Below are 26,054 nucleotides of genomic sequence, written 5' to 3'. Positions count from 1 at the left end.
TCGCCCTTGACCTGTCGCGCTAGCGGATCCCATGTCTGCCTGCCGATCCTGCGGACAGCCATTGCCCGAGAGCAGCCGTTTTTGCACCCGCTGCGGCCTGCCGGTTCATCCCGAGAGCACGCTCCGCCCGTCCACGGCACGCGAGGAGCTGAACCTGCCGATTCTCTACGGCATGGCGGCGCTGCTCGTGCTCGGGTTGATCGTCCCCCCGTGGGAGACGCCTCCCCACCAGCCTCCCGAGTTCTTGGGGTTTCACTTCATCCTGAATCCGCCGGTGACGTCGAGCGGCGATGTTGGAGTGGTCAGCCGGCTGCTCTTGACCGTCGAGCTGTTCACGATCGCCGTCACCGGTCTGTATCTCTCATGGTTATTCAGGAGCGGTAAGGAGTAGGGATATGGGATAAGGGGTATGGGGGTAGGTGGTAGGGGGATTGGATCGTCGTACGGGATAGGAAATGGAGAAGAGAGGCAATGAGCCGGGGGCTACGCTTCGGGGGAGCTGTCGAGCGCCAGCGTCAGGCACTTGGCGGATCCACCGGCTTTTTTGAATTCGTCCAAGGGGAGCGGATGGGGGATGTACTCGCGCTCGATCAAGCGCTGCATGGTGTCGCGGCAGCCTTCGGGCAGGATGACGTGGCGGCCCACACACACGGCGTTACACGCGAACGTGAGCGCATCGGCTTCGGCCACGGCGATCCGGCGGTCTTTGCCGATGCGATCGGCGATGACCGTTTGTGCGTAAGGGTCGAAGGCCGGTGGATAGTAGAGGAGCTCGCCGCCCGACAACGGACAGAAGCAGGTATCGAGGTGATAGAAGCGCGAATCAACCAACTCCACGGGAATGATCTCTCGACTGAAGACCTCGCTCAGCGCCAGGTAGGCCCGAACGTCGCTTCGCTGGCGATAGCCGCCGAACCATACATCGGGAAACCCCAGCAAATCTCCGGCCCCTTCGAAATACAGGCCGGCTTCCAACGGGACGACTTCGTAGCCGTGCTCACGGAACCAGCGCTCGAAATGCGGTTCCTCGCCTTGCCGCTCCCGGTGCCTGAAGCGGCTTGGCACGGCGACTTCCCCGTGAACGACGCCGGCGTTGGCGGTGAACACCATATCGGGCAGGCCGGGAACCGGCTCCATCCGTTCCAGCCGTGCCCCAATGACGGCCTCCAGCTCGTGAACCAAGCCGGTCCATTGCTCGCGGGCCCGTTCCCGATTCGCGGCGATCGACCGGTGCATCCACGGGTTGATCTCGTACTCGATGCTGAAGTAATCCGGAGGGCAGACGAGGAATCGCTTCATGCCTTCCACCCCAGCTCGCGTGCGAGCTCGCGTAAGAACGACGCGGCGTCCATGACGAGTCCGACCGCCTGAAAACTGCCGCGGTCCGCCAGCTTCGTCGGGACGGCGGGGTTCACGTCGACGCAGACCGTCGGCACGGTGGCCGGAAGCAGGTTGCCGGTCGCCACGGCATGAAGCGTCGAGGCGACGAGCAAGGCCAGTTTGACGTCGGGCAACGCGGCACGCATCGCCGCTTGCGCCTGCACGCTGTCCGTGATGACGCCCGGGAGCGGGCCGTCGTCGCGAATCGTCCCCGCCAGCACCGTCCGAACCCCCCGCCGCACACAGGCCGCCATGATCCCTTGGGTGATGACGCCGGTTTCGACGGCCCGTTCGATGCTGCCGATGGCCCGAATCCGATTGATCGTCTTCAAATGGTGCTCGTGACCGTGCGGGACGGCTCGGCCTGCCGCCAGGCCGTAACCCAGGGACGTGCCGAACAGGTGCGCTTCCATGTCGTGCGCCGCGAGCGCGTTCCCGCAGAACAAGACGTGGATGAACCCGGACTCGATGAGCCAGGTCAAAGCGTCCCGGCCGCCCGAGTGGACGATGGCCGGACCACCCGCCAACAGCACCTTCCCGGCGCTCCCGCCGGCCTCTTGGATGGCGCGCATGCGGCGTGCGACGTCCTGAATGATCGGTGTGTGGGGGCGCTCCGAGGAGACTTGGGCCTCCATGAACCCGAAGACGTCCCGCTCCTGCGGTCGTGCGAGCGGAAGCACGCGCACCCCCTCGCGGCCCGTGACGATCCGGTCTCCGCGGCGCACGTCGGCCATCGGGATCGCGGCTGCCGTCAGTCGATCCGGATCCACGCGAATCGCGAGATCCATTTCAATGGACTGCACGTCGATCCAGCGGTCGCGGAGGCGGACCTGTGTGGGCAGGTGCGTAGTCGGATAAAACGCATCGGGCAGGATGCCGTCCGCCGGGGCCGGCTCGAGCGTGCAGTTGGTCTCGCGGGCGACGACCGCGCCGTGCGACTGGATGGCGTGGAGGATCTCGTCGAGCAGCCCGGGAGAACCCGCGCGTACCGTGATCGTGGCCCGCGACGGCTGCTCCCGCGTAGTCCCGATCTGGACGTCGCTCAGGTCGAACGCGCCGCCCATCATCAGGATCGTGTCCAGGACCTTGGCGAGGATCAGCGAATCGATGATGTGACCTTGGAGGATGACGGTTTCTTGTGCGGGATGCATGGCGTCCTCGAATGAGCTGCTTCGATAAGAATGCCGCAAGCCCTCCTCATGATACCACCCGGTCGACTCTGTTGCTCGAAGAGGAGAGAGGATCGCGGCGTGTGGCGGGAACACACAGTGGGAAAATAAAAAAAGGGGAGACTGCCGTGCAGTCTCCCCTTGATCGAGAGCGGATCGAGCTAGTTGATCTTGCGTTCGCCCGTGATTTTGGTCGCCGAGTTCACCGGCGGCTCGATCTTGTAGTCGTAGTAGCCGGGGTGTTTCGGCACGCGACCGGCGCCGTTCTCGTTCACGATCGCATCCCGGCCGGTTTCCGGCTTCAGGCTCTGCACCGTGTGACGGCCGGACTTCTCAGCCGCTTCCACAAGCGCCTTCTCTCCGCCCAGGTTGGTCTGCCCCGGATCATTGGACGTCGACTGTCCATTGACCGGGCTCTGCGCGTTGGCTCCCGGATACCCGGGATGCTTCGGAAGCAACGCCGGGTTGGCAAAGACCAACGACAGTGAGAAGACGACACCGACGCCAGCCGCCATACTCAAGAGTGTCTTCATAGATCCGCTCCTTTGAAGAAGAGGGTGAATACGAATGACAAGGCCTCGGATAAGGTCGAACAAGGCGGCATCTTAACGGCCTTCCCCATCTCTGTCAAGAGTCATACGGGCGTCTCGCCACGGGAGGCTTGGTCGGCAGATCAACCTGTCCCGCTCGGTAAATCAACGCCTTCGCGGCGGGCGACGACCGCGGGCTCGGCCGCGATAAGGCGGTCGTTGCTGGGCGGGGAGCCTGATGATGACGGCGGTGCCTTGGCCCGGGCCGCTCGCGATCGAGATATGGCCCTGGTGCTCCTCGACGATCTTCTTGACCGTCGCCAACCCGAGGCCGGTGCCGGCCCGTTTGGTGGTGAAAAACGGCTCGAACACCTTCCCCACGTGTTCCGTCGGGATCGGGACGCCGTCGTTCTTGATCGTGATCTGGACCTGACGGCTCCCCTTCGGTTGGGTCACCTCGATTTCCAGATGCCCTCCGGGGCTCATGGCTTCCAAGGCGTTCTTGAAGATGCTCAAGAAGACCTGCTGCAGCTTCGCCTCGTCGCACCGCACCGGGTTCAGATAGCCCGCATACTCTTTGGTGACGACGATGCGATTGACTTCCAAGTCCGTGGCGACCACGTTCAAGGCGGTTTCGATGATCTCGGTGATGCGGTGCAGCCGCCGGTTCAGCTCCAGCGGTTTGGCGAAATCGAGGATCTCGTGAAGAATCGCCTCCACCCGGATCAGATCGCGCAGCGCGTTCTCCACCCGGGTTTGGGAGTCGAAATCGAGAATCCCCGGCGAGGTGACTTCCTCGAGTTGGGCATGGATCGACGCGAGCGGCTCCCGCACCTCGGTCGCCAAGAAAGCGCTGAACTCCCCGAGGGCCGCTTGCCGCTCCTGTTTTCGAATCATCGGCTCGGACGGCACGGGAGCCGACACCGGGTGCTGCGGGTCGCCGGACGCTCCCTCGGAAGCGGCGTGCAGTGCGGCGGACGAGACGGACTGGATCAGCTCGACGATCTTCCCGACCACCGGCTCCAACGTCCGCACGTCCTGCAGGCTGTACTGCATGGGCGACTTCGAGGCGAGCGTGAGGGTCCCGCCCACTTGACCGCGCACGAAGAACGGAATGACCATCGCCGACAAGAACCCATCCTTGTAGAGGTGCTTGTGATCCTGAAATCGGCCTTGGGTCGAGGCCAGATCGTGGTCGACGCGCGGCTTCCGATGGCGCACGGCCCAGCCCGACGCGGAGGATTCCAGCGCAAGGCGCTGCCCGGGCTTTAAATCCTTCTTGTCGCCTTTACCGTCGCTGGAAATCCCCAGGACTTCCACCACGCCGGCAATCGGGTCGTACTGGGTGACCCAGGCGCGGTCGAAGGGGATCGTCGCGGCGCTCTCGTTGAGCAGCCCCGCGATGCGCTCCTGCATCTCAGGCGTCGCGTAGGACGTGGGAACAAACGCGTCCAGCGTCTGAGCGGGAACGGGCTCATGGGAGACGAGGGGCCGGCTCCAGATGACGCTCTGATCGAACAGCGAGGCGCGCTCGAGCGCCTTCGTGATGTCGGTCGCCGTCGCATCCAACAGCGCCTTCTCTTTCTTGGAAAAGGCGGCCGACTCTTTCCTGGCCATCACGACGATGCCGTACGTGCGCTGCCGATATCGGAGCGGCACCGCCAGCAGCGATTTGGCCGACGGGGTGATGATCTTCAAGCGCAGCGCCTTGACGTCGCCGTTTTCGGCGCTCCGCGGGGGCGTCTCCTGCAGCAACGCGGTCAAGTCCTCGGACGACAATGCCCGCAGGACCGCCTGCGCGTCGCGCGGGGTGAATCCGCGCATCACCTGCACGGCGAAGGCGCCCTTATCGGCCGTCTGAATGGCAACGAGGGCCGGATCGAGCCCCAGCTCGTTCAACGCCGACGTCAGGGTCCGCTGAAGCGTGGTCTGTTTGATGGCGAGCGCATCGGCTGTCGTCGGCATAGGGCCTCCTCGGGCGGCATTCTAGCAATCGACGGGCACCAGATCAATTGATGACCCGGGGCGGCCGGCGCGGCTCGGCGACGATTTCCCATCGTCCCTGTTCGGACACCCACAGGTTCAACACGCTGCTCACGACGCTGATCAGCAGCGCGCCCCAAAAGGCAGGCCAGAACCCGGCGACGTGGAAACCGTCGACCAGCCAGGCCACCAGCTTGAGCAAGAGCGCGTTGATGACGACCATGAAGAGCCCCAGCGTGAGCACGATGAAGGGGAGGGACAAGAGGTAGAGCAGGGGACGGACCACGGCGTTCAGGAGGGCGAGGAGCAGAACGGCGGCGAGTCCTGCACTGAGCGTGTCCACCTGGATGCCCGAGACGATCTGGCTGGCCAGAAAGACCGCCAGGCCGGTGACGCTGAAGCGTATGAGAAGGCCGCGCATGGGGGAGTACCAAGAAGTAATTGGGAAGTGAGTAAGTCAGTAATTGTTGAGAAAAGTCCTTGGCACCTCGGATCATCCCTCAGTTACTCAATTACCACTTGCTCAATTACTCTGACTTCCCTCACGATGCCACCGAGAGATCCACCGACGCTTGCCGCTTGGTCACCTTGTCGTTCGGATCATAATTGGCCACGATCTCCTTCGACGCGTCCTTGGCCGAGACCTGGATCTTCGTTCCCGCGTCTTCGTTGTGCAGATGGAGGAAGATCTCGTAGTAGCCTTCGGCGTTCGTCTTGGTACTGCCCCCGTGCCCGTGCTCTTTCAGGGGCTTGGCCTGGACCTCGACGCCCCCCACCGGTTTTCCGTTGCCGTCGCGGACATACCCATAGACGGTGAAGCCGTGCTCGACCTTGGTCTTCACGAAGATCGGTTTCGGCGTTTCCACGGACGGGTCCTTCAGCGTGCTCAGGTAGGCGGCGAGCGCATTCAGCTCCTCTTCGGTCATCAACTCCTTGTACTTGTCCGGCATCAAACCTTTCTTGTGCTCTTTCTCGAACCCTTCGGCGTACAGGTAGGCGGTGTCGAAGATCTTTTTCTTGATGTCTTCGATCGTGAGCAGGTTGCCGATGTTGTCCAGGACGGGCCCGCGTTTCTTCACGCTGCCCTGCCCGCCGATCTTGTGGCAGTTGTAGCACTCGTGCAGCTCGTAGACCTCGCGGCCGCGCGTGATCAGATCGGAGCCCGAGGCGGGACTCGCCGCCGGCACGACCGATCCGGCGCGGGAGGCGGCCGGCTCGGGGGCGAGTTGGTTGAGCCGGGCGGTCAACGTTTGGATCTTGGCCTCGAGGGCTTTCGCCTGGCGGAGCGATTCGTCGATCGCCTGTTGCTCATGCAACGCCTTCTCCCGCTTGGGGCGCAGGAGTTTCTCGATCTTGCCCTTCTCATCCTCCGGATCGAACTGCGGCAGCAATGAGGCTCCGCCGATATACAGGGTGGAGACGATCACGTAAAAGACGATCAACCCGACGATCGCCTTCACCCCGCTCATGGGATGCATCGAAGGTAAATCGAGCAGGATGAACACGACGGCGCCCAGCATGGCATAGATGAAGAACATGGCCTGGAACACCGGCGGGAACGACAGGGCCGCCGCCGCGCCGACGAGCGCCCCCCCGATGACGAGACCAGCAATGCCTTTCTTGAGCACGTTCTTCCTGACGCTCGGCTGTTCGGCCATACGGTCCTCCGCAGGTGAACGACTGAGTCAGTATACCGTTCTCACGTACGGGGCGCCAATGACGAACGCGCACAAGGCGGCCGGGTCCGTTCAGGTATCGCTCGGCGGGCGCGACGGTCTCCGCATCGCGTGCCGGCTCTACTGCGAGATTCCGGGCGTCGGCGAGGGCGGAAACCGATCCGCGAGCCGCAGCAGCACGAACGCCGTGATCGGAAGATAGATGAAGATGCCGGCCGTCCCCAGCAAGGGCTCGCCGATGCTGAAGGTGACGGCCAAATTGAAGAGCAGCACCCCATAATACAAGCCGCATCCCCAGAGGACCTTCCCGGTCGTCTGCGTCAGATGCCGTGTCTCCCAGGGGAGGGCGGGAAGGAGCCGGTCCGCCACGAAATATCCCGAGAGCGCGATCAGGCCGACGACGGCCCAGCCGAGAAAGTTCGCGAGCGGCACCCCGAAGTAGACGCCCGGAGAGGGATAGCCGTAGATCTGCCCGAGGAACCAACGGTCGCCCCGCAGCGCCACGGGATCGATCACGACGTCGATGAAGACATAGAACAGGGCGGTGACGAGGAGGACCGGCGTGGACGTGCGGGCGTCGCGGTCGAAACGCAGCCGGAGCACCCGCTTCCCGGGCTGCGGTGGAGCGGCGGGCAGCAGAAAGAGCAAGGCGAGGCAGTAGCTCGCATACAGCAGAAAGGTGAACGACAGGGAGTCCATGAACGGGACGTTGGAAATGTACAGCTCTTCCCCGACCGTCGAGCCGGTGTAGTAATACCAGCCGAACGGGAAGCCGGTTCGCGTGGAGGAGAATTCGCACGCGAAGGCCGTGACCCAGCCGATTGCAAAGAAGATCAACGTCCGCGGCCGGCCGAGCAACTGTCCGGACAGGACGAGGAAGACGGCGAGAAACACGAACACGTACGGGCGAAGGACGATGGTTTTGACGAGCAAGACGGGCAGATCCATAGACAGAGGGCGCAGCGGGATCCGGTGACGTCTCCAGCCTCAGCTCATCCGCATCGCATTGCGACGGTCAGGCATAGCCATGGTCCCGGAACCAGCGTACCGCCTTTTCCAGCGCGGTCGCCGCGGGGGTCCGGAGAAGACCGAGCTCACGGGCCGCCTTGCTGCAGTCGTAATGCATGCGGTACTTGGCCATCCGGACGCCTTCCAACGGAATACGGGGAGGCCGATGTGTCAGCCGATCGGCGATCCATTGGTTGGCGTAGGCCAGCGGCAGGACCACCTGACGGGGAAGCTTCACCCGAGGCGCGGCGATCCCGGTGAGCCGGCTGAGGATCTGGAAGATCTCCTGGAGCGAGAGGTTCTCATGGCCCAAAATGTACCGTTCGCCGAGGCGCCCGCGTTCCATGGCGAGCAGATGGCCGGCCGCCACGTCGTCCACGTCGATGAGGTTCATGCCGGTATCGATGTAGGCCCACATCCGGCCCTTCATGAAATCGACGATCATTTGACCGGTCGGCGTCGGTTTGACGTCGCCTTCCCCGACCGGCGCCGACGGGTTCACGATCACCACGGGCAGCCCTTCGCGCGCGAGCTTCAGCACCTCCTGCTCGGCCAGGTACTTCGAGCGCTTGTAATGCCCGGCCATCTGCGACAGCGAGACCGGCGTGTCCTCGGTCCCGACGCCGCCTGAGGCCGGTAAGCCGATCGCCCCGATCGTGCTTGTATAGACGATCCGTTCGACCCCATGGTCTCGGGCCACCGTCAGGAGCGTTCGGGTGCCGGTCACGTTGATGTCGTAAAAGACGGCGGGATCTTGCGCCCACAGCGCGTAATGAGCGGCGACATGGTAGAGCTGCCGGCAGCCGGACAGCGCCCGGCGCAGCGACTCGGCGTCACGCAGGTCGCCGGATACGCGCTCGACGGGCAGGCCCTCGAGGTTGGTGAGATCGCTCTGCGGTCTGGCCAGCACCCGCACGTCCACGCCCGATTTCACGAGCGCCCGGGCCACCGCGGCGCCGACGAACCCCGTGGCTCCTGTGACGAGGACCTTCATAGAAGAGAGTGATGAGTGCAGCGTGATGAGTGAGGGAGAACTTCCTCCATTCATCATTCATCACTCTGCACTCATCATTAATTCTTCCTGGACGTGATGTACCGTGCGAGCTCCCGCAGGGGGTCGGCCTTGGCATCGAACGGACCCAATCGGGCGATCGCGCGGGACACGCATTCGTCGGCGAGCTTGCGGGCGCCGTCCACGCCATAGAAGGTGGGGTACGTCTTCTTCCCTCGTTGCGCGTCGGTCATGGCGTTCTTGCCAAGTTGCTCGCGCGTGCCGGTTACGTTCAGCACGTCGTCGGCGATCTGGAACGCCAGGCCGATGTCTTCGGCAAAGCCCGTCAACCGGTCCAACTGGTCGGCCGTCGCCGAACCGACGATCGCCCCCATTCGGACGGCCGCCCGGATCAACATGCCGGTCTTGCGGGCATGGATGGTTTGGAGAGAGGCCAGATCGATGTCCTTGTTCTCCGCCTGGATGTCGAGGACCTGACCTCCGACCATTCCGAGGTGCCCGGAGCCGACGGCCAACTCATGGATGACCCGGACCTGGCGGGAGGCATCGAGGCCGTCCATCAGATCCGCGCGGCTGCAGATCTCGAACGCCAGCGTCAGCAGGGCGTCTCCCGCGAGAATCGCCATGGCTTCGCCGTACACCTTGTGATTCGTCAGCTTGCCCCGGCGATAGTCGTCGTCGTCCATGGCGGGAAGGTCGTCGTGGATCAGCGAATAGGTGTGGATCAATTCCAGCGAGGAGGCGACGGGAAGCAGGGCCGCGGGCGGTCGTCCGATCGATTCGGCGGCGGCAATGGCAAGGATTGGGCGCACCCGCTTGCCGCCGGCAAAGAGGCTGTACCGCATGGCGTCATGCAGGGCGGCCGGCTCGACGGTCTTGTCCGGAATGATCCGTTCGAGGAAACGATCGACCCGCTCGCGCTGCTCTTCGAGGTATCCGCTGATGTCCACGCTCGCGCTGCTCCACCCGGGTGCCAAGAGGTCCGTAACGGCGCAGGAGAGTAACAAAGGGGTCGACGAAGTGTCAAACCACGGAGCGAGTCGGCGCCGTACATGGTGTGAGCGGGGCCGTGCTTGTTATTTGGGCGGTCGCTTCAGTATACTCGCGCCCTATGAGCATTCGGAAGGCTGGCGGCGAATGGGAGCCGATGCTGTTGGGGATCGAGCCCCGGACGTGCAAGGTGTGTAAGAAGGGCCTCTACCGAAACGTGACGCTGTTCCGCGGCGGGTGGGCTCGGTGCACGGTGTGCAATGAATTCGTGCACTATAGCTGCCTCGCGAGCGGCTCCGTGTCCTTCCTCAAGAAACGACCACGCGTGTGCAAGGTCTGTGAAGGACAGACGTCGGGCGTCGCGTCGGGGGACGTCCGGGCTGCGGTGGCGCCGTGATCCATCAGGGGATGTCGGAGCGGCCGGTGGACAAGGCGTCGCTTGTCTGGCACGGCCGGCTCTTCGGTCTCGTCCGGTTCGTCATCGCGCCGACTCTCCTGTTCGTCAGCGGCTTCTTCACCGTGGATTTCCTGCTCAGCGGGATCTACACCTGGCCGAGGACGAGCCGCGTCATGGCGCTCACGCTGACGCTCGTCGTCCTGGGCTATGAATTCATCTACAAAGAGCAGGCGGCGCGTGAGCCCGACGGTTCCCTCCAGGACCGGCTCAGGACGCTGACCTATTCGTGCGTGGTTCCCTACGCCATCGGCGGCTTGGCGTTGGTTGCGCTCGCCCGTCTCGCCGCGTGACGCTCTCGGCATGTCGCCGATCTTCAACAGCGGCGCGTTCGTCCAGCAGTGTTTTTCCATCCATCCACTGTGCTTGAGCGTCAAGAAGCTGGCGCCTCCCGAGCACCTGCTGCTATCCTGTAGCTCCTGCCAACTGTCGCACCGCCTGACCCTTCGGTCGCTCGCGACCCGGCTGCCGGGCCAGAACGAGCCGGTGGAAGAAACCGGGGAGGCGGCGGTCTCGCGGTTGAGCGCATGCGCCGACGCGCACCGGGCCGCGCTCGGGGTATCGGCTCTGGACGTCATGCAGGACACGGCGGAATTCCGGTGCGCCGAGTGCCGGCGCCTCTTCACGATGCGCGTCGCCGTGTTCGAGACGCATCAGCGGTGAGGATGCGACTGAGCGCGGCGGGCGGCGCCGGGCGGGTGACGGGGTGAAAGAACAACGCAGAGATCCACGTTTCCCGGTCCGCTTCTCCAGCTCATTCTCCTCGGTCAATCGTCTCCAGGGGGAGGGGGAAGTGGTGGATCTGTCGGTGCGGGGCTGCCGCGTGCGCAGCGACGCGGCGGTTCAGGTCGGCGCGGAAGTCCAACTCGATGTCCGCTGCGACGAGCCCGGCGGCCCACTTCGCATCGCACGGGCCGCGATCCGGTGGGCGCAACGAGCGGAGTTCGGGGTGGAGTTCCTGGACATGGCCGATGCCGAGTGGAAACGGTTGTGTGCCGTGGTCAAAAAGCTGGAGAGCCGCCCGTCCGGGCCACCGCCCGGCACGACGTGAGCAGTCGGATGTCGGACGCCGCGACCATGTTCACGCCCGAGGAGCTCCGCCTCATCCGCGACGAGCAGTTCTTTCCGGCCAAGGCGCGGATCATGAAAAAAGTCCGGGGCCTCCTGGAGCAGCTCCATCGACGTCTGCAAGCCGAGCTCAGCGGCGTGGATCTTCTCGCGCCGCCGGGATTCGACCCGGCCAAACACCAGTTCGTCAAAGGCGAGCACCTCGAGGACTTCCCCTACCAGTATCTGGATTTCCCCAAGCACTTCGACGGCGGTCAGAAGTTCACTTTTCGGACACTCTTCTGGTGGGGGCACCATTTCACCTTCGCATGGATCCTGGAAGGCGACCGGCTCCTCGAGTACAAGCAGAATCTGATCAATCGGTATCATGCGGTGGCTGGCCAGGACCTGACGCTTTCACTCGGGCCGAGTCCCTGGGAATGGAACACGGGAGAAGGCTACACGCTGCCCTTGACCCACGACCGGAAGTCGCAGGTCTCGGCCGTGCTTTCGGGGCGCTCGTTCTTCAAGCTGGGACGGTTCGTAGCGCATGACGATCCGCTCGTCGCCGAGGGGCGGGTGGTGGACGCCGGCGTGCAGGCCTTTCGCGCCCTGTTGCCCGTCGTCCGGGCGTGAGCCGTGAGGAATGAGCGGCGGAGGACATGGAGATCGGGTTCGGCTTATACACTCTGCTCGCCGTGGCCGTGGGCGTCCTGGCCCGGCGGGAGTTCGGACGCTCGGCGATCGCCTGGTTCTTCCTGGCGCTGCTGCTCACGCCGCTCGCAGGGCTCTTGCTGTTCGTGCTTCCGGCGAGGCGGCGGCGGTGTCCGTATTGCGCGGAACCGATTCAGCCATCGGCCGTCGTCTGTCGCTTCTGCCGGCGGGACGTACCGCCCCTGTCCGACTCGGCGCTCCCCGGCAGCACGAGGGCCGTCTTGTTGATCCTCGTCGTGGCGGTGCTGCTGGCCGCCGTCTCCCAATGCCAGTCCCGGGTACGGTGGTGGCCGGCCGATAAACCGGTCGAGGTCCGCACGTAGGAGGCCGACCGAGTTCGTGATCCCTTGCCAAGGAGGAATCGTGCGCGATCGACGGGTCTGGATTGCCGTGGGGCTTGCCCTGCTGCTGGGGGTGTGCGGGACGGGGGACACCGTCATGCTGTACCCCGGGCGGTCCGGTTGTCTCCGGGCGACGCGGCGGCCCCAACGGATCGATTGAAGGCCGTCATCGTCCCATTCGAAGACGGGCGCGCAAAGAAGGGCACGATCGGGAAACGGGTCCATGCGGGTGGAGGAGAGACCCTGTACAAGGTCTGGGGCGACAATCCCGGCCAGGTGGTCGCCGAGTTCATGGCCGACTACCTGAAACAAAAAGGTTGGGACGTGGACGTTCGGACCGTGGAGCAGTCCGGCCAGGAGCCGCCGGCTGATGTGACGATTCGCGGGCGGGTTCAGGAGTTCGCCGCCGACGCCGTCAGTCGTCCCGGGTCCACCATCATCGAGACCAAGATGCTCGTCTCGCTGAAGGTGGCCCATCCGAACGGCGACCCGGAGCGGATGACGCTCCAGGGCGCGCGGAGGGAGAAGGTGGTGGTGTTCAATGACCGAGACGTCCAAGCCGCCCTCAATACCATGATGAAGGAAAGCCTCGATCGACTGATGGCGGATACCAAGGTCGAGCACCGCACCTGGCGGGTGCGGTGACCCGGCGGAGGGACCCGGACGTGACGCGGGCACGCTCCATCGATCGGCCGCCCGGGGAGGCGTCGTGAATGCGCGAGCGGCGATGGGAATCACGGCAGGCGCTCGATTTTCATCAAGTGTTGGCCGTCGGGGAGCATCTTGCGGAGCTGGGGCTCAGCCCCGCGGCGCCCGCCAAGGACATCATCTGTTATATCGAGGAGTGGTTCGTCGAGGCGCCGGACCAGATCGATGAGCTCGACCCGTGGCCGATCGAGGACGTCACGCTCGTCCAGATCCGAGACGGCTGGCAGGGGGATTTCTTTCTCCTCGCCGGCGCCTTCCACACGTTGTATCGGCGCCATCGATCAGCCGCGACCTATTGCTCCGTCAGTCACCCCTGGAGCATCCGCACGCCGCTCGCCACGATCCTCCCTCGCGCGATGCTGTGGCTCGGCTTTCGGCATACCCATGCCTTCGTCCGGGTCCGACTCCATACGACGGAAGTAGTGACGCCCGGCGAAACGCGGCGCGACGGGGAGCGGGCTCGATGGGTGGCGGATCGGGAACTGGCGTTTCGTGAGGCGATCGACCTCCTCGACCTCCCGCTCACGGTGAGAGAGGACCGCCGGCAAGTCCTCGTCGAGGCGGAGCCGGGCGTGGCGCTCTTGTGCTCGTGGCCGGATGCCTTCGGGCCGTGCCAGTTCGAGTACAATTCGTCCGACGCCTTCGAGTTTCTCGTTCCTGCGAGCCGGTTGGCGGCGACGCATCCGGAGCCGACGACCGTCCGCGCCTATCTGACCGGCTTCACCGAAGAGGCGCTCATGGAGTTTCAGGCGATCGACCCGGAATTCAGGAGCGCCTATCGCTGTTCGGCCCATTGCCCGCTGGACGAGCTCCCGGACGTCTTGGCTGCGATCGCGCCGACGGGGCGCCTCTATGCCACGCTGTGCGAGTTCCCGACGCAGACGTTCTTGCCCGCAGCCGAGGACGCATCGGCGATCATCGGCATCGTCGGAGCCGACGGGACATTCCAGATCGAGGCCAGGCTGAACCGGGCGCCGCTTCCCGACGAGGAGATGGACGGGTGGCTCGAGAGCCTCTTGGGACTTCCCATGGTGTATGCACCGCTCCCACCTTTCCCATGACCCGATGCTGCGCCGGACTCGCGCCGGCCGCGGCCTGATCGTCGTTCCGTGCCGATGATGCCGGTCGTGGCACGCTGGCGAACTGCGCTGGCCAAGCCCTTCCTGCCCGTCGTCTTCTTCTTTGCCGGCGTCACCTATGACACGCTCACCCTCACCCGCATCGACCGGCTGCTCGACAATCTGATCTTGTTGCTCTATCTGGCCCTCCTCGGTCTGTTGATCGTGGTGAAGGGCCGGGCGGATCTGGGGCAGCCGCTGTCGGCCTCCCTGGCCGGTCGTCCGGCGCTGGCGCAGGTCGTCGGCCGGACCGAATCCTTCTATCCCATGGCCATCCAATTCCTGCTGGGAGGCCTCTTCAGCGCCTATACGATTTTTTATTCCCGGAGCGCCTCCTTCACCGCGACGGCCGTCTTCTTCGGCCTGCTGGTCGTGCTCCTCGTGGCCAATGAGTTTCTCCGTGATCGCCTCTCGAACCTCACCCTGCTCCTGGCCCTCTACGCGGTCGTCAGCGTCAGTTTCTTCACGTTCTTCCTGCCGGTCGTCACGGGCCTGATGAATGCGTTCGTCTTTCTCGTCGGCACGGGGCTGGCGGCGCTGTGGACCTGGCGGGTGGCCGGACTGGTCTACCACGGCATCCCCGGATACTCGCGGTGGGACACGGCGCGGGCGGCGGCGCCGGCGGGAGCGGTGGTGGCCCTGCTGATCGGCTTTTACGTCCTGAATTGGATCCCCCCGGTGCCGCTGTCGATGAAGTTCGGCGGCATTTACCGCGAGGTCACCAAGGATGAGGCGGGCTATCGGCTGACGTTCCAAGCCGGTCGATGGTACGAGCCGCTGAAGCGGTCTGAGAACCCTTTTTACGGTGAAGGCCCGGCCTACTGCTTTACCGCGGTCTTCGCTCCTGTCGACTTGAAGACGACCGTGTACCACCGATGGCAGTATCGGCCGGAGCGCCCGGCGGGAAAGGGGACCGCGGTCTTTGCGACGACCGATCGCATCGCCATCCAGATCTCCGGCGGCCGGGAGGCAGGCTACCGGGGGTATACGGTGAAGCAGCGCGTGCAGCCGGGGGACTGGCGAGTCGACGTCGAAACGGAGGACGGACGGATCATCGGGCGAATCGGGTTCCGAGTCGAGGAGGGGACGGGTGCGGAGGGAGCAAGCCGAACGATCGTCTACTGACGCCGCTCGGACGGTGGCTCGGCTGCCGCCGGGCAGCCGAGCCGCGACCGCTATTTGCCCTGGATGAGCACGACGAACTGGGAGGTCCCTCCCTGCGTCATGACGTTGACCGGGGTGAGCCCCGACTTCATCGCCGGCACGGTGGCCTCCAAGGTCGTGTCGTTGACGTAGGTGAACGTCGCGTTCGAGGAGCCGAACGACACGTGATTGAAGCACTGCTTGGTGCCGAAGTTCCGGCCCTTGATCGTCACCTTCTCGCCGGGTTTCACGGTGTCCGGGGTCACTTTCGTGATCTTCGGGTGCGCCGAGGGGTCACAAGTGGGGGCATTGGCGACGCTGGCGGGCGGCGCCGACTTCGAGGCCGCCTCCGCGGCCATCGCCGCGAATACCAAGAGCATCACTCCCGCCACGGCACCGGCACGCAGCCCGCTCCGCTGATCGATCCTCTGGTCCATGGAAGACCTCCTTTCTGGGTCGGGTGCGCCCCGACGCATCAAGTATAGAGGATGTCCCGAATTGCGGGTCCCGCGGCGCATCACGCGCACGGCCTGTACATTTTTGGAACCCGGGCGCAAATTTCCGGCCTCGCGGGCGCCGAGGAGGCTTGTAGAGGGATGCGGACTCGCGGCTAGGAAGTGTGAGCGGGGTTCTTCGTCGTGTGCTGGAAGGTGCACTTCGGGCAGGTATAATGGATGAACTGTCCGCCGGCGACGAGGCGCTTCGCCATCGGAATCTTGCACCACGTGCACAGCCGATCGGGGAGATCGATCGCGGAGGAGGCAGGATCCGGTGCCGTCGGGGTCGTCATGGCAGGATTGTCTCCGAGGCTTCCGAAAGAAGTCAAGAAACCCTCACAAAGTCTCTAGACAGTCGATAGGTACTGCTATATAGTGCGCACCCAATTGTCGGCACCCCAACCCCTAACCTGGAGGAACGCGAAGCATGAGCGTACCCGCAAGCGCCGAGAGCAGCATCTTACCATCGTTAGCCCCGACGCCTTCTCCGACCGACGCGGCGGAGGATTTGGTCGGAGAGGGAAAAGCCTGGGGCCTCTCCACATCGGTCGACCTTCAAGATTGCCATCCCGAGACCATCCGTGACCGGAATCAGATCGAAGCGTACGTCATTGCGCTGTGTCAGCTCATCGGCATGAAGCGGTACGGCGAGTGCCAGATCGTGCACTTCGGCGAGGGGCGGGTTGCAGGCTACTCGATGATCCAGCTCATCGAGACGTCGTTGATCAGCGGCCATTTCGCAAACGACACCAATCGGGCCTATCTCGACATCTTCAGTTGCAAGGGCTACGACCCGGCGATCGTCGAGGCGTTCTCCAAGGAGTTCTTCGGCGCCCGCCGCAGCATCCGGTCGGTCGGCCTCCGCTACTGACTTTCGTTCGGATGAAACCAGCATCGGTCCAAGAATTCTTCCGCCGCTTGCCCGAGAAGTTCGACGCGGAAGCCGCGGAAGGGCTCAGCGCCGTCTACCAGTTCGACCTCAGCGGCCCCCAAGGCGGACAGTATCACGTCCTGATCGAGGGGGCCGCGTGTTCGGTGGAGCCGGGCGCCCACCCGAATCCCAACGTCACGTTTTCCATGTCGGCGGAAGATTGTCTAGGAATTCTGAGCGGGCGGCTGGACGGCTATTCGGTGTTCCTCTCCGGGCGGGTTCGGGTTTCCGGCGACCTGGGGCTCGCCATGCAGCTCAAGTCCTTGTTCCCCACGGTCCATTGATTCACGCCCGGACCGGCTCACCGACCGGCTTCGGGACGATCCGGGCCTTCCCGTTCTCTTCAGCCTCTTCGAGCCGCCGAGCATCGGGGTCCGGCGGGCGCGGGAAGCGTTCCTCCAACATCAAGTAGAGCGTCGGGATCAGGAAAAGCGTCAGGAGGGTCGAGACGCTCAAGCCGCCGATCACGGCGCGGGCCAATGGAGCGTTCGTTTCTCCGCCGGTGCCGAATCCGATCGCCATCGGCAGCAGACCGAAGACCGTGGCCAACGAGGTCATCAGGATCGGCCGCAAGCGCGTCCGCGCGGCCAGGACGACCGCCTCCCTCAGCGCCGTGCCCCGTCGCCGCAGCACGTTCGTGTAATCGACCAACAAGACGCCGTTCGAGACGACGATGCCGAGCATCATGATCACGCCCATGAACGAGGTGGTCGACAGCGTGGTGTTGGTGATGAAGAGCATCAGGATCACTCCCGGGAAGCCGAGCGGGACCGAGAACATGATGATGAACGGATCGATGAGCGACTTGAACTGAGCCGCCATCACCATGTACACGAGCACGACGGCGAGGATGCTGGCGAACAAGAGCCCTTCGAACGTCTCGCGCTGCTGTTGGATCTGTCCGGCCAGTCGGATGCTGAACCCCTGGGGGAGCTGCAGGTCGGCAAACCGGGCTTCCAGGTCGCCTGCAATGGCGCCCAGGTCGCGCCCGATCGGATTCGCGGTGATGTGGACGACGCGCTGGAAGTACTTCCGCTCGATCCGGACCGGTCCGGCGTTGAACCGGATCGAGGCGATGTTCTTGAGCAAGACCGGCTCGCCGTTCTTCGTGCGCAGCAGGATGTTCTCCAGGTCCGCCAGATCCTTCCGGTGCCGCTCGTCCAGCCAGGCGCTGATGTAGTACTCGTTCCCGTTGGTCGGATCGGTGAAGATGATGGGATCGGTCTGCCCGTTGCCGTTCAAGGAATAGAGGACGGCGTTGGCCACGTCCTGCTCACTCACGCCGAGGAGCGCCGCCTTCTCACGATCCACGTCGATGTCCAGCTCGGGATAGTTTTCTTCCCGACTGACTTCGATGTCTGCCAGCCCCGGCACCTGATGCATGATGGTTTCGACCTGGCGGATGACGCCGCGGGCCTTTTCCAGGTCGTAGCCGTAAATCTCGACGTCCACCGCCTTCTGGGAGCCGAAGCTCGTGACGCGCTTCACGAGCCCGCCGGGGTCGAAGAACATGGCGACGCCGGGGAACAGCTTGAGCACCTTGGGCCGGACCTCGTTCATGATCTCGATCTGATTGCGCCGCCGCTGGTTGGGCGGCTTGAGGTAGACCTGGACCAACGAGGTGTGCGGTCCGGTGTTCGGGTTGAACAAGGACGAGCGGCCTTGTTGCAGCACCCCCGTGCTCGAGACGATCGTCTCGAGCTCGTCGGGCGGGATCGTGGCCCGCAGCACGCGCTCGATCTCCGCCACCTGCTGCTCGGTCTTCTCCAGCCGCTGGCCGACCGGGGCGCGCACCACGATGCGGAATTGACTCTCGTCGCTGACCGGGATGAATTCGGTGCCGATCAGCGGCAGGAGGGCGAGCGAGGCCAGGAAGAAGACGACGATGGAGACGATCAACACCCGTCGGTGGGTCAACACCCACGAGAGCGCGTCTTGGTAAGCCGCGTCCAGCCCCTCGTAGCGCGCTCGGCTCCATTCCATGAGGCGGCGGTACCATTCCGGCATCCGGCGGGTCCGGTCGTGCTCCGGGCGCAGAAATTTGTAGCAGAGCGCGGGGGTCACGGTGCGGGAGACGAAGAACGAGGTGAAGAGCGCAATCGCGATCGTCAGCACCAGGGGAATGAAGAGCAGCTTGGCGATGCCCACGACGAAAAAGATCGGCAGAAAGACGACGACCGTCGTGACCGTCGAGGCGAAGATCGGCATGGCCACCTCCCGCGCCGCCTCGAGCACCGCCTGCCAGCGCGGCTGACCGGTATTCAAATGGCGCTGGATGTTCTCCAATTCGACGATCGAATCGTCCACCAGCCGGCCGACTCCCAAGGCCAGACCGCCGAGCGTGAACACGTTCAGGGTCTGTCCCGTGAAGTAGAGCATGATGAACGTGACGACGATCGACAGCGGGATGGCCACCGAGATGATCAGCGTGCTGGTCAGGTTGCGAAGGAAGACGAGGATGATCGCCGCGGCGAGCAGCGAGCCGTGCAGGGCCTGTTCCATCAAATTGCCGATCGACTGCCGGATATAGATGGACTGATCGAAGGAGACGCCGAGCTTGACGCCGGCCGGGATGCCGATCATCTTCGGCAGCGCGGCCTTGAGCGCGTCCACGACCTGGACGGTATTGGCCGTCGGCTGCTTGTTGACCCGCAGGTACACCGACCGCTGCCCGTCGGTCCGGACGATATTGGTCTGGATGTCCGAGGAGTCGGCGACGTAGCCGAGGTCCCGGACACGGACGGGGTTGCCCGCCTGGTCCACCTTGACCACGACGTCCTTGATCGGGTCCACCGTCTTGAACTGGTTGTTGGTGAAGACGTTGTAGTCGAGGTTGCCGGCTTTCAGGTCCCCGGACGGGAGGATCAGGTTCGAGGCCTTCACCGCGCTGACGACGTCCAGGATTGACAGGCCGCGGGCATTGAGCAGCCCGGGGTCGAGGTTGATGTTGATCTGCCGGATCTTGCCGCCCTCCACCGTCGCCGCCGCGACATTCGGCAACTGCTCGATTTGCGGCGCGATCGTGTTGAAGGCGAGGTCGTACAAGGCCCGCTCATCCAGGTTGCCGCCCGAGACGGTGACGACCGCCACGGGGATATTCGAGACGTCGAACTTGACGATGAACGGCTGCAGGATGCCCGGCGGGAGCTGATTGAGGATCTGGGTGACGCGCTGCATCACCTCCATCTGGCCGACGTTGATGTCGGCGCCCCAATTGAACCAGATCTGGACGGCCCCGATGCCCAGTTTCGAGAACGACTCGACGTGCTCGACGTTCGACGCCGAGCTCACCGCCTTCTCAATGGGATAGATGACGCTCTGCTCGATGTCGATGGGCGGGGCACCCTTGTACACCACGCCGACGAAGGCGACCGGGACCTGGATATTCGGAAACAGATCGACCGGAAGTCGCTGGAGCGAAGTCAGACCGAGCACCACCATCGCCAGCGAGAGCATCAGGATGCCGATCCTGTTTCGGAGCGCGAGAAGCGTCAGCCACATAATTGAATAAGTGCAGGGTGCCGAGTGCTGAGTCCTGAGTGAAGAACAAGATCGGACGGTCGCGCCTGTAATGCCCGCGGAGTGCTGAGTGCGAAAAGTGCTGAGTGCTGAGTGCTGAGTGCTGAGTAGGGCGCTGAGAAAAGTGCCCGGTGACCAGTGCTCAGTGGTGAGCGGGCAAGGTGAACGGACAATCGAGGCGGAGCATTTGTGCCGATCGCCGGCCGGTATGGTTTAGTCGGTTGTCTTCTCACTCTCCGCACCCTGTACTTGACATGCCATGTCTTTAATTGTTCACTCAGCACTCAGCACTCAGCACTCAGCACTCAGCACTCAGCACTCAGCACTCAGCACTGCCCTAGGACTGCGGGAGCGGCCTTACTTCCACCGGCGTCCCGGTCGTCACGAGGTCTTTTCCGGACACGATCACCTGCTCGTCGCCGTGCAGTCCCCTGGTGATCTCGATTTGGTTGCCGACGCGGATGCCGACTTCGACCGGGACCTGAACCGCCTTGCCGTCCTTCACGATATAGATGTACTGCAGCTCGTCGAGCTGGGTCAGGGCATCGACCGGGATGTGGACGGCCTGCTCGTGCCTGCCCACCTTCAGATCGACCCGCGCGAACATGCCGCCCTTCAGCGCGTGATCCTTGTTCGGCAGGTCGACTTCCACGGTCATGGTCCGGGTCGCCCGGTTCAGCGCCTGCACGACCCGCGTGACCTCGCCTTCGAACACGCGATCGGGGTACGCTTCCGCCCGGATCTCCGCCTTCTGCCCGATCTTCACCAGCGGCACGTCCTTCTCGACGACTTCGATGAGCGTCCGCACCGTATCGATCTCATGGAGATTGAGAATGCCGCGTGAGAACGTGGACGTGCTGCCGGTGGAGCCGTTGACGAAGGCCCCGGGGTCCAGGTTCCGCTCCGCCACGTACCCGTTGAACGGGGCACGGATATAAGAATAGGACAGATTGGTCTCGGCCTGTTGGAGGGCCACCTCCATCTGCTTCACCTGAGCCCGCAGGGATTCCAACTGCGCGACCGCCATGTCGTAGGCGATCTCGGCGTTGTCCAGGTCCTGCTGCGAGATGAACTGATCCTTGATGAGCGCCCGCATCCGGTCGAGCTGCAGCTTGGCGCTGCGGATGTTCGCCTCCTGCCGCAGCACATCGGCGCGCACCTCGGCGAGGTTGGCTCTTGCACGGTTGACCGCGTGGACATAGTCCGTGTGATCGATCTCGACGAGCAGCTGGTTGGTCTTCACGAAGTCGCCTTTGTCGACATGGATCTTGGCGATGTACCCGTCGACGCGCGAAAAGATGGTCACTTGCTGGAACGGCTGGATATCGGCCGTGTAGGACAAGGAAATGTCCAGGTCGGCGCGGACGGGTTGGACGGTCCCGACGGTGATGACGCGCGGCTTGCGCGCGTCCGTCCTGGCACCGCTGCTCGTCAGGCGAAAGACGACGAGGCCCACCACGACGAGCACGAGGACCACCACGGTCGTGAGGGCCAGGTATTGCTTGAAGCGGCTCACTGAGTGCGCTCCTTCGACTTGGCGCCTCGTGAGCGCCTGCGAATGCCGTCGAGGAACAGGGTGACGTAGGTCTCGACCGATTCTTCAGGGGAGCAGTGTGCTTGAACTCGGAAGATTTCATGGAGCAGGCGGTGGTGGGCGACCATTCCCATGAAGGCGCGGGCGACCAGCAGAGGGTCCACCGGGCGGAAGGCCCGTTCTTTGATCCGTTGCCCGATATAGTTCGAGAGGTAATCGTAGAACATGCGATGCTGACTTCGAAAGAACATGTCCGACAGCTCGTGACCTTCCAAGGCGCTGAACAGGAGCAAGCGCATGAGAGTCGGATCGGAGCCCCGATGGATCCGGTAGTTCGCAATGAGCGTGAAAACGCGGATGTCGTCCCGCTTCTTGGCCGCCTCGTCCACCACTTCCAAGAGCTCCGAGATCGGGGCCTTCTCGGCGAGGATCGCGGCGTAGAGCGCTCGCTTGGTCGGGAAATACTTGAACAGGAGGGCTTCGCTGATGTGGGCGGTCCTGGCGATCTCCCGGGTGGTCGTCCCCTTGAACCCGTTCGCGGCGAATAGCGCCGCTGCCGCGGAAATGATATGGGCCTCCCGCTCCTGCCTGGCGAGCCGCCCGCCGTTCTGTCGGACCTTGTTCATGTCGACCGAAGTAAGTGAGTGATTACTCACGTGACTGTACCACAAGCAGGCACCGGGCACAAAGCGCCCTGGTGATGGCCTCTGAGCTGGGTTGTGAACGTTGGCTGATGAAGAGAGAAAGGAGGCGGCGGGGTGGGGCCGGCTCTCCGCTGGCAGCCAGGAGAGCCCCGGCGGCGGCCGGACGTCCGCTTGGCGGATCAACTCGCTGCCTTTCGTGCTGGCGCCCAAAGGCAGCTTCAGACAGGATCCGCCAGCGCCGAAACGGCGCCCGCTCCGGGCACCAACCCTCTCAGGCCACCGAGGCCCTGACCACGTTCCGAGGCCGGCCGAACCCCGCCCACGTGATTGAAGATAACCGATGTAGACGGAGCCAAGGCTGACCCTATTAAGGAGAGAGGCCCAGGTTGGATAGTGTGCAGGTCGATCGTGAGTCCGGATGCTCCTTCTTTTGAACTCTGTGTTACGTTATCCTACATGACGTTAGGAGCCTGTGATGTCTAAGAGAGTCTCCACCCCCCCGCCAGGATTCGACGATCTTTCGGTTGACGAGCAAATCGATTTCGTGCAGTCCCTCTGGGACCGAATCGCCGCCACTCCTGAGCGTGTTCCCGTGCCTGAATGGCACCGCCGGATCATCCGTGAGCGCCTGGAGGCGTACCACGCGAATCTCTCCTCTGGTCGGCCCTGGCCCGACGTCCGCACGGACATCGAACGCAAGTTGCGAGATCGTTGATCTGACGTACAGTATCCTTCAGCGCCGAAACGGCGCCCGCTCCAGGATCCATCATCTTCAGCCACCAGCGCACTGATCACGTACCGAGACGGCCCTAGGCCATCAGGTGGTGAAGATCAAAGAGAGCTACCGAGCCACACCGAGGCGGCAGGGTGCGGCCGGCTCTCCGCTGGCAGCCCCAGGGTCCCGGCGGCGGCCGGACCTCCGCTTGGCGGATCAACTCGCTGCCTTTCGTGCTGGCGCACAAAGGCAGCTTCAGACAGGATCCGCCAGCGCCGCCGCGGCGCCCGCTCCGGGCAGCAACCATCTCATGCCGCCGCGGCTCTGATCACGCTCCGAGCCGACCCCACCCCGCCCGCGGAGGATTTGAGCGTTGTATAAACCAAGATCGTCCATTCGACTGAGAGCGGGTGAACTACAAGCCTAGGAGTGCGGGGTTACCAGTACTAGGCATTGAAGGAGTGCCCCGCCAGGTAGACTTCCTACACTAAAATACTAGAAAGAGCAGAGTACTCTTGTAGAAGCACTCGCGTAACTTATCTGCTGTAGCGAGTGCGCGGATGAGAAGTCGCCTTATTTCCGACCGGTTATTCCCCGCGCCGCTGAGCCGAAACGTTAGATGCCCGAGAACCATGGAGCCTTGGTTATCGTTGTTGGGACAAGCCATTCGATTCAGATGGGAACCGAGGGCGTTAATCATGCGGCTAGTGAGGAGTTGAAGGGTTTCTTAGCGAATCTGTGCCGAACTACGAAATTCGCGCTGTGGCCGAAGAAATGAGTGCCGACGCCTTGGCAGAAAGCCAATGTGTGGGTTCAGTTCCAATGCGGGTGGCCGAGTCTTTGCGGGTGCAGCACAGGTTCTGCGACCCTGGACGGTCTGAACGAGTTAAGTTGGGAATCTACCAAGAGAAGATTCGAGCTCAAGGGTTTCTTTCGGGTTGGTCAGAGGTTGAAATATCCTCCCGTATTCTGATGAACCATGCGATCCGCGAGCCAGTAATCCTCCTAATTCCCATATGTGTATGTTATGAATTCGCATAGCTCATCGCTGACGAATTCGGGGCCCTTGAAAAGACTACGCAGTTACCCCGTGAGGACTGAAATCTGTTAAGAATCTGTCTTCACACACGGCGCAGACGTTCCCATAGAATCTTTGATGTGACGGTGATTCTTTCGGTGAGAGTAGAGAAAAATTACTGCCTGATCTTCGCCCAGGCCTGCTGGTATTCCTCGAACGAGTCGACTTCCATCCAACCCTTGTAGATGGGGATGCAGTGGACGGCGTGGCCGGTGTCGATGATCTCTTGGAGGAGGTCGGTCAGGGAGGCTTTCGTGAGGCTGCCGGCTTCGTGGAAGCCTTTCGATTGGTATGTCTCGAGCGCGGCGCGATAGACCTGCTTGAAGATCTCCGTCCCCCGCTCCGAGAGCATGGCCAGGCCGATGAATTCCCCGTGCGCCTGCTCGTGTGGGACGTGCTGCCCGATTTTCAGCACCGCGTTCTGCTCGTCGGGCGTCACGTATCGCAGGACATGGCTCTTGCCCGGCGGGTCCTTGAGCGTGACGAGGTCGGGCTTGATGTGAGGCACCGGGCTGCCGTGCTGCTGGTACTCCGACCAGGCCAGGTCCACCACGAGGGTGATGTCGGCGGGGCTCTTGAGCAGCTTTTCGAGCACGGCCGTCTCGAACACGATGTCGCCGTAGAGGATCAGCGTCCGTCCGTTCAGCTCGTTCTCGGCGCAAAAGAGCGAGAACACTTCCCCGGTCTCTTCATACCGGTCGTTGTCGTAGTAGCGGATGTTCGGAAGCGTGATCGCGTCTTTCTTGTAGCCGCGCACGAGGGCGATGTCCTTGATGTTGCAGTCGTTCAGCGCGGCGACCTGGCGCTCGAGGATCGTCTTGCCCTTGATGTCCAGGAGGCACTTGGGTTTGTCCTCGATCAACGGCAGGAGGTGTTTTTCGAATCCGGCCGCGGCGATGAGCGCGGTGATCTTTTCGCCTCCCATGGGGAGGAACCGCCGCTCGTCCTCCTCCATCTGCGGGACGCCGACGATCTCGTAGACTTCCTTGAGCTTCACGATGCGATCGTTCACCGAGCCGGGCCGGGTGTCCTGTTTGATGACGGTCAGCGCGTCCTTCATGGCCCGGATGCTCGCGCGGACCAACTGGTTGGCATAGATGACGATCTTGAAGCCCGCCTCCTCCAGCTCCGCGGCCGTCACGCCGTCGAAGATGGTCGGGACGACGACGAGCGGCGCGCGGCCCGACCAGGCCTTGGCCACCGCCTTGAGCTCATCGAACGTCGATGACTTGGAGTGGATGAGGACCGCATCGGCCCCCGCCTCGGCGTAGGCTTCCGCCCGCTGTAAGGCCTCGTCCTGTCCCCAGCCGGCGATGAGGGCCTCCGTGCGGGCGATGACGACGAACTCGGGAATCGTTTGCGCGGCCTTGGCGGCCCGGATCTTTCCGCAGTGCTCCTCGATCGGAATCAGCTCCCGCCGCACACCCGCATAGAAGCTGCATCGCTTGGGGTACACGTTGTCCTCGATGCAGATCGCCGCCACGCCGGCGCGCTCGCGGTCGTTCACCGTCCGCATGACGTTGAGCGCGTTGCCGTAGCCGGTATCGCAGTCGGCGATGATCGGGATCGACACGGCCTCGGCCATGTTGCGCTCGATTTCGAGCTGCTCGGTCGAGGTGATGAAGCTTGCGTCTGGGATGCATTTGAGCGAGGCGGAAATGGCGAACCCGCTGGCCCAGATGGCGTCGAAGCCGGCCTGCTGGATCAGCTTTGCGCTCAGGGCATCATGCGCGCCGACGGCTTTGATGATCCCGGGGCGCTCGAGCAGGGCTCGAAGTGTGGTCGCTGGGTGACGCATGGGGCGCCATGATGCGCAAGACGCCGTTCAATGTCAACGACGAAGATCGCGGGCGGGCTCGGGCG

Annotated in this window: 28 protein-coding genes and 1 pseudogene; 14 read left to right on the top strand and 15 right to left on the bottom strand. The window is 63.5% G+C overall.

The window, feature by feature from the left end; all coding sequences use genetic code 11:
* Positions 1-31 precede the first annotated feature (31 nt).
* Complete coding sequence (locus ACWHYV_RS18195) at positions 32-391, top strand: zinc-ribbon domain-containing protein (protein WP_447977905.1); 360 nt, start codon at positions 32-34, stop codon at positions 389-391.
* Positions 392-483: 92 nt separating this feature from the next.
* On the opposite strand, the gene ACWHYV_RS18190 is transcribed toward ACWHYV_RS18195, so the two are convergent.
* The 9 genes from ACWHYV_RS18190 to ACWHYV_RS18150 form a co-directional block, all read right to left on the bottom strand.
* Positions 484-1,299 (bottom strand): dimethylarginine dimethylaminohydrolase family protein, encoded by an 816-nt coding sequence (locus ACWHYV_RS18190; protein WP_447977904.1) that lies wholly within the window; start codon positions 1,297-1,299, stop codon positions 484-486.
* A complete protein-coding gene (locus ACWHYV_RS18185) occupies positions 1,296-2,531 on the bottom strand; it encodes an ornithine cyclodeaminase (RefSeq protein ID WP_447977903.1) in 1,236 nt (411 codons plus the stop codon). The genes ACWHYV_RS18190 and ACWHYV_RS18185 overlap by 4 nt, the downstream gene beginning before the upstream one ends.
* Before the next feature lie 179 nt (positions 2,532-2,710).
* A complete protein-coding gene (locus ACWHYV_RS18180; RefSeq protein WP_447977902.1) occupies positions 2,711-3,082 on the bottom strand; it encodes a hypothetical protein in 372 nt (123 codons plus the stop codon).
* A 162-nt stretch (positions 3,083-3,244) separates the two neighbouring features.
* Complete coding sequence (locus tag ACWHYV_RS18175; protein ID WP_447977901.1) at positions 3,245-5,044, bottom strand: ATP-binding protein; 1,800 nt, start codon at positions 5,042-5,044, stop codon at positions 3,245-3,247.
* Positions 5,045-5,087: 43 nt separating this feature from the next.
* On the bottom strand, positions 5,088-5,483 hold the full coding sequence (locus ACWHYV_RS18170; protein ID WP_447977900.1) for a phage holin family protein: 396 nt from the start codon (positions 5,481-5,483) through the stop codon (positions 5,088-5,090).
* 121 nt (positions 5,484-5,604) lie between these two features.
* Complete coding sequence (locus tag ACWHYV_RS18165) at positions 5,605-6,720, bottom strand: c-type cytochrome (protein ID WP_447977899.1); 1,116 nt, start codon at positions 6,718-6,720, stop codon at positions 5,605-5,607.
* 138 nt (positions 6,721-6,858) lie between these two features.
* Entirely contained in the window at positions 6,859-7,686 is an 828-nt protein-coding gene (locus tag ACWHYV_RS18160) for a carotenoid biosynthesis protein (RefSeq protein ID WP_447977898.1), read from the bottom strand.
* Between the two features lie 67 nt (positions 7,687-7,753).
* Complete coding sequence (gene hpnA / locus ACWHYV_RS18155) at positions 7,754-8,740, bottom strand: hopanoid-associated sugar epimerase (RefSeq protein ID WP_447977897.1); 987 nt, start codon at positions 8,738-8,740, stop codon at positions 7,754-7,756.
* A 77-nt stretch (positions 8,741-8,817) separates the two neighbouring features.
* The gene (locus tag ACWHYV_RS18150) at positions 8,818-9,708 is read right to left on the bottom strand and encodes a polyprenyl synthetase family protein (protein ID WP_447977896.1); all 891 of its coding nucleotides are present in this window, start codon (positions 9,706-9,708) and stop codon (positions 8,818-8,820) included.
* Between the two features lie 161 nt (positions 9,709-9,869).
* Here ACWHYV_RS18150 and ACWHYV_RS18145 point away from each other — a divergent pair, with 161 nt between their 5' ends.
* The 10 genes from ACWHYV_RS18145 (at position 9,870) to ACWHYV_RS18100 (ending at position 15,255) form a co-directional block, all read left to right on the top strand.
* The gene (locus ACWHYV_RS18145) at positions 9,870-10,145 is read left to right on the top strand and encodes a hypothetical protein (RefSeq protein WP_447977895.1); all 276 of its coding nucleotides are present in this window, start codon (positions 9,870-9,872) and stop codon (positions 10,143-10,145) included.
* A 26-nt stretch (positions 10,146-10,171) separates the two neighbouring features.
* Positions 10,172-10,495 carry a hypothetical protein gene (locus ACWHYV_RS18140; protein WP_447977894.1) on the top strand — a complete coding sequence of 108 codons (324 nt, stop codon included), beginning with the start codon at positions 10,172-10,174 and terminating at the stop codon, positions 10,493-10,495.
* A 10-nt stretch (positions 10,496-10,505) separates the two neighbouring features.
* Positions 10,506-10,865, top strand: coding sequence for a hypothetical protein (locus tag ACWHYV_RS18135; protein ID WP_447977893.1), 360 nt, complete (start codon positions 10,506-10,508; stop codon positions 10,863-10,865).
* Between the two features lie 43 nt (positions 10,866-10,908).
* A complete protein-coding gene (locus ACWHYV_RS18130; protein ID WP_447977892.1) occupies positions 10,909-11,253 on the top strand; it encodes a PilZ domain-containing protein in 345 nt (114 codons plus the stop codon).
* Positions 11,254-11,261: 8 nt separating this feature from the next.
* On the top strand, positions 11,262-11,885 hold the full coding sequence (locus ACWHYV_RS18125; RefSeq protein ID WP_447977891.1) for a hypothetical protein: 624 nt from the start codon (positions 11,262-11,264) through the stop codon (positions 11,883-11,885).
* Between the two features lie 26 nt (positions 11,886-11,911).
* On the top strand, positions 11,912-12,286 hold the full coding sequence (locus ACWHYV_RS18120; protein ID WP_447977890.1) for a hypothetical protein: 375 nt from the start codon (positions 11,912-11,914) through the stop codon (positions 12,284-12,286).
* A 40-nt stretch (positions 12,287-12,326) separates the two neighbouring features.
* Positions 12,327-12,464 carry a hypothetical protein gene (locus ACWHYV_RS18115; protein WP_447977889.1) on the top strand — a complete coding sequence of 46 codons (138 nt, stop codon included), beginning with the start codon at positions 12,327-12,329 and terminating at the stop codon, positions 12,462-12,464.
* Positions 12,461-12,949, top strand: coding sequence for a hypothetical protein (locus ACWHYV_RS18110; protein WP_447977888.1), 489 nt, complete (start codon positions 12,461-12,463; stop codon positions 12,947-12,949). Before ACWHYV_RS18115 ends, ACWHYV_RS18110 begins: the two co-directional genes overlap by 4 nt.
* A 68-nt stretch (positions 12,950-13,017) precedes the next feature.
* Positions 13,018-14,073 (top strand): hypothetical protein, encoded by a 1,056-nt coding sequence (locus ACWHYV_RS18105; protein WP_447977887.1) that lies wholly within the window; start codon positions 13,018-13,020, stop codon positions 14,071-14,073.
* A gap of 66 nt (positions 14,074-14,139) precedes the next feature.
* The gene (locus tag ACWHYV_RS18100) at positions 14,140-15,255 is read left to right on the top strand and encodes a DUF2914 domain-containing protein (RefSeq protein WP_447977886.1); all 1,116 of its coding nucleotides are present in this window, start codon (positions 14,140-14,142) and stop codon (positions 15,253-15,255) included.
* A 50-nt stretch (positions 15,256-15,305) separates the two neighbouring features.
* Here the strand turns inward: ACWHYV_RS18100 and ACWHYV_RS18095 are convergent, their stop codons facing one another.
* Entirely contained in the window at positions 15,306-15,710 is a 405-nt protein-coding gene (locus ACWHYV_RS18095; RefSeq protein WP_447977885.1) for an IPT/TIG domain-containing protein, read from the bottom strand.
* A 173-nt stretch (positions 15,711-15,883) separates the two neighbouring features.
* On the bottom strand, positions 15,884-16,063 hold the full coding sequence (locus ACWHYV_RS18090; protein WP_447977884.1) for a hypothetical protein: 180 nt from the start codon (positions 16,061-16,063) through the stop codon (positions 15,884-15,886).
* Between the two features lie 233 nt (positions 16,064-16,296).
* Between ACWHYV_RS18090 and speD the strand changes: the two are divergent.
* Positions 16,297-16,641 (top strand): annotated as a pseudogene (speD, locus tag ACWHYV_RS18085) (S-adenosylmethionine decarboxylase); the annotation flags it as partial.
* Positions 16,642-16,652: 11 nt separating this feature from the next.
* Positions 16,653-16,985: an SCP2 sterol-binding domain-containing protein gene (locus ACWHYV_RS18080; protein ID WP_447977883.1), complete on the top strand. Its 333-nt coding sequence runs from the start codon at positions 16,653-16,655 to the stop codon at positions 16,983-16,985.
* A gap of 1 nt (position 16,986) precedes the next feature.
* Here ACWHYV_RS18080 and ACWHYV_RS18075 read toward each other — a convergent pair whose 3' ends face one another.
* The 3 genes from ACWHYV_RS18075 to ACWHYV_RS18065 form a co-directional block, all read right to left on the bottom strand.
* A complete protein-coding gene (locus ACWHYV_RS18075; RefSeq protein WP_447977882.1) occupies positions 16,987-20,157 on the bottom strand; it encodes an efflux RND transporter permease subunit in 3,171 nt (1,056 codons plus the stop codon).
* Positions 20,158-20,557: 400 nt separating this feature from the next.
* On the bottom strand, positions 20,558-21,736 hold the full coding sequence (locus tag ACWHYV_RS18070) for an efflux RND transporter periplasmic adaptor subunit (protein ID WP_447977881.1): 1,179 nt from the start codon (positions 21,734-21,736) through the stop codon (positions 20,558-20,560).
* A complete protein-coding gene (locus ACWHYV_RS18065; protein ID WP_447977880.1) occupies positions 21,733-22,380 on the bottom strand; it encodes a TetR/AcrR family transcriptional regulator in 648 nt (215 codons plus the stop codon). Before ACWHYV_RS18065 ends, ACWHYV_RS18070 begins: the two co-directional genes overlap by 4 nt.
* A 493-nt stretch (positions 22,381-22,873) precedes the next feature.
* Here ACWHYV_RS18065 and ACWHYV_RS18060 point away from each other — a divergent pair, with 493 nt between their 5' ends.
* Positions 22,874-23,113 (top strand): addiction module protein, encoded by a 240-nt coding sequence (locus ACWHYV_RS18060; protein WP_447977879.1) that lies wholly within the window; start codon positions 22,874-22,876, stop codon positions 23,111-23,113.
* 1,193 nt (positions 23,114-24,306) lie between these two features.
* Here the strand turns inward: ACWHYV_RS18060 and ACWHYV_RS18055 are convergent.
* Positions 24,307-25,989 carry an isocitrate lyase/phosphoenolpyruvate mutase family protein gene (locus tag ACWHYV_RS18055; protein WP_447977878.1) on the bottom strand — a complete coding sequence of 561 codons (1,683 nt, stop codon included), beginning with the start codon at positions 25,987-25,989 and terminating at the stop codon, positions 24,307-24,309.
* Between the last annotated feature and the right edge of the window lie 65 nt (positions 25,990-26,054).

The organism is Candidatus Nitrospira bockiana (assembly GCF_965152565.1).
This window is presented reverse-complemented; position numbering and strand designations above follow the sequence as displayed.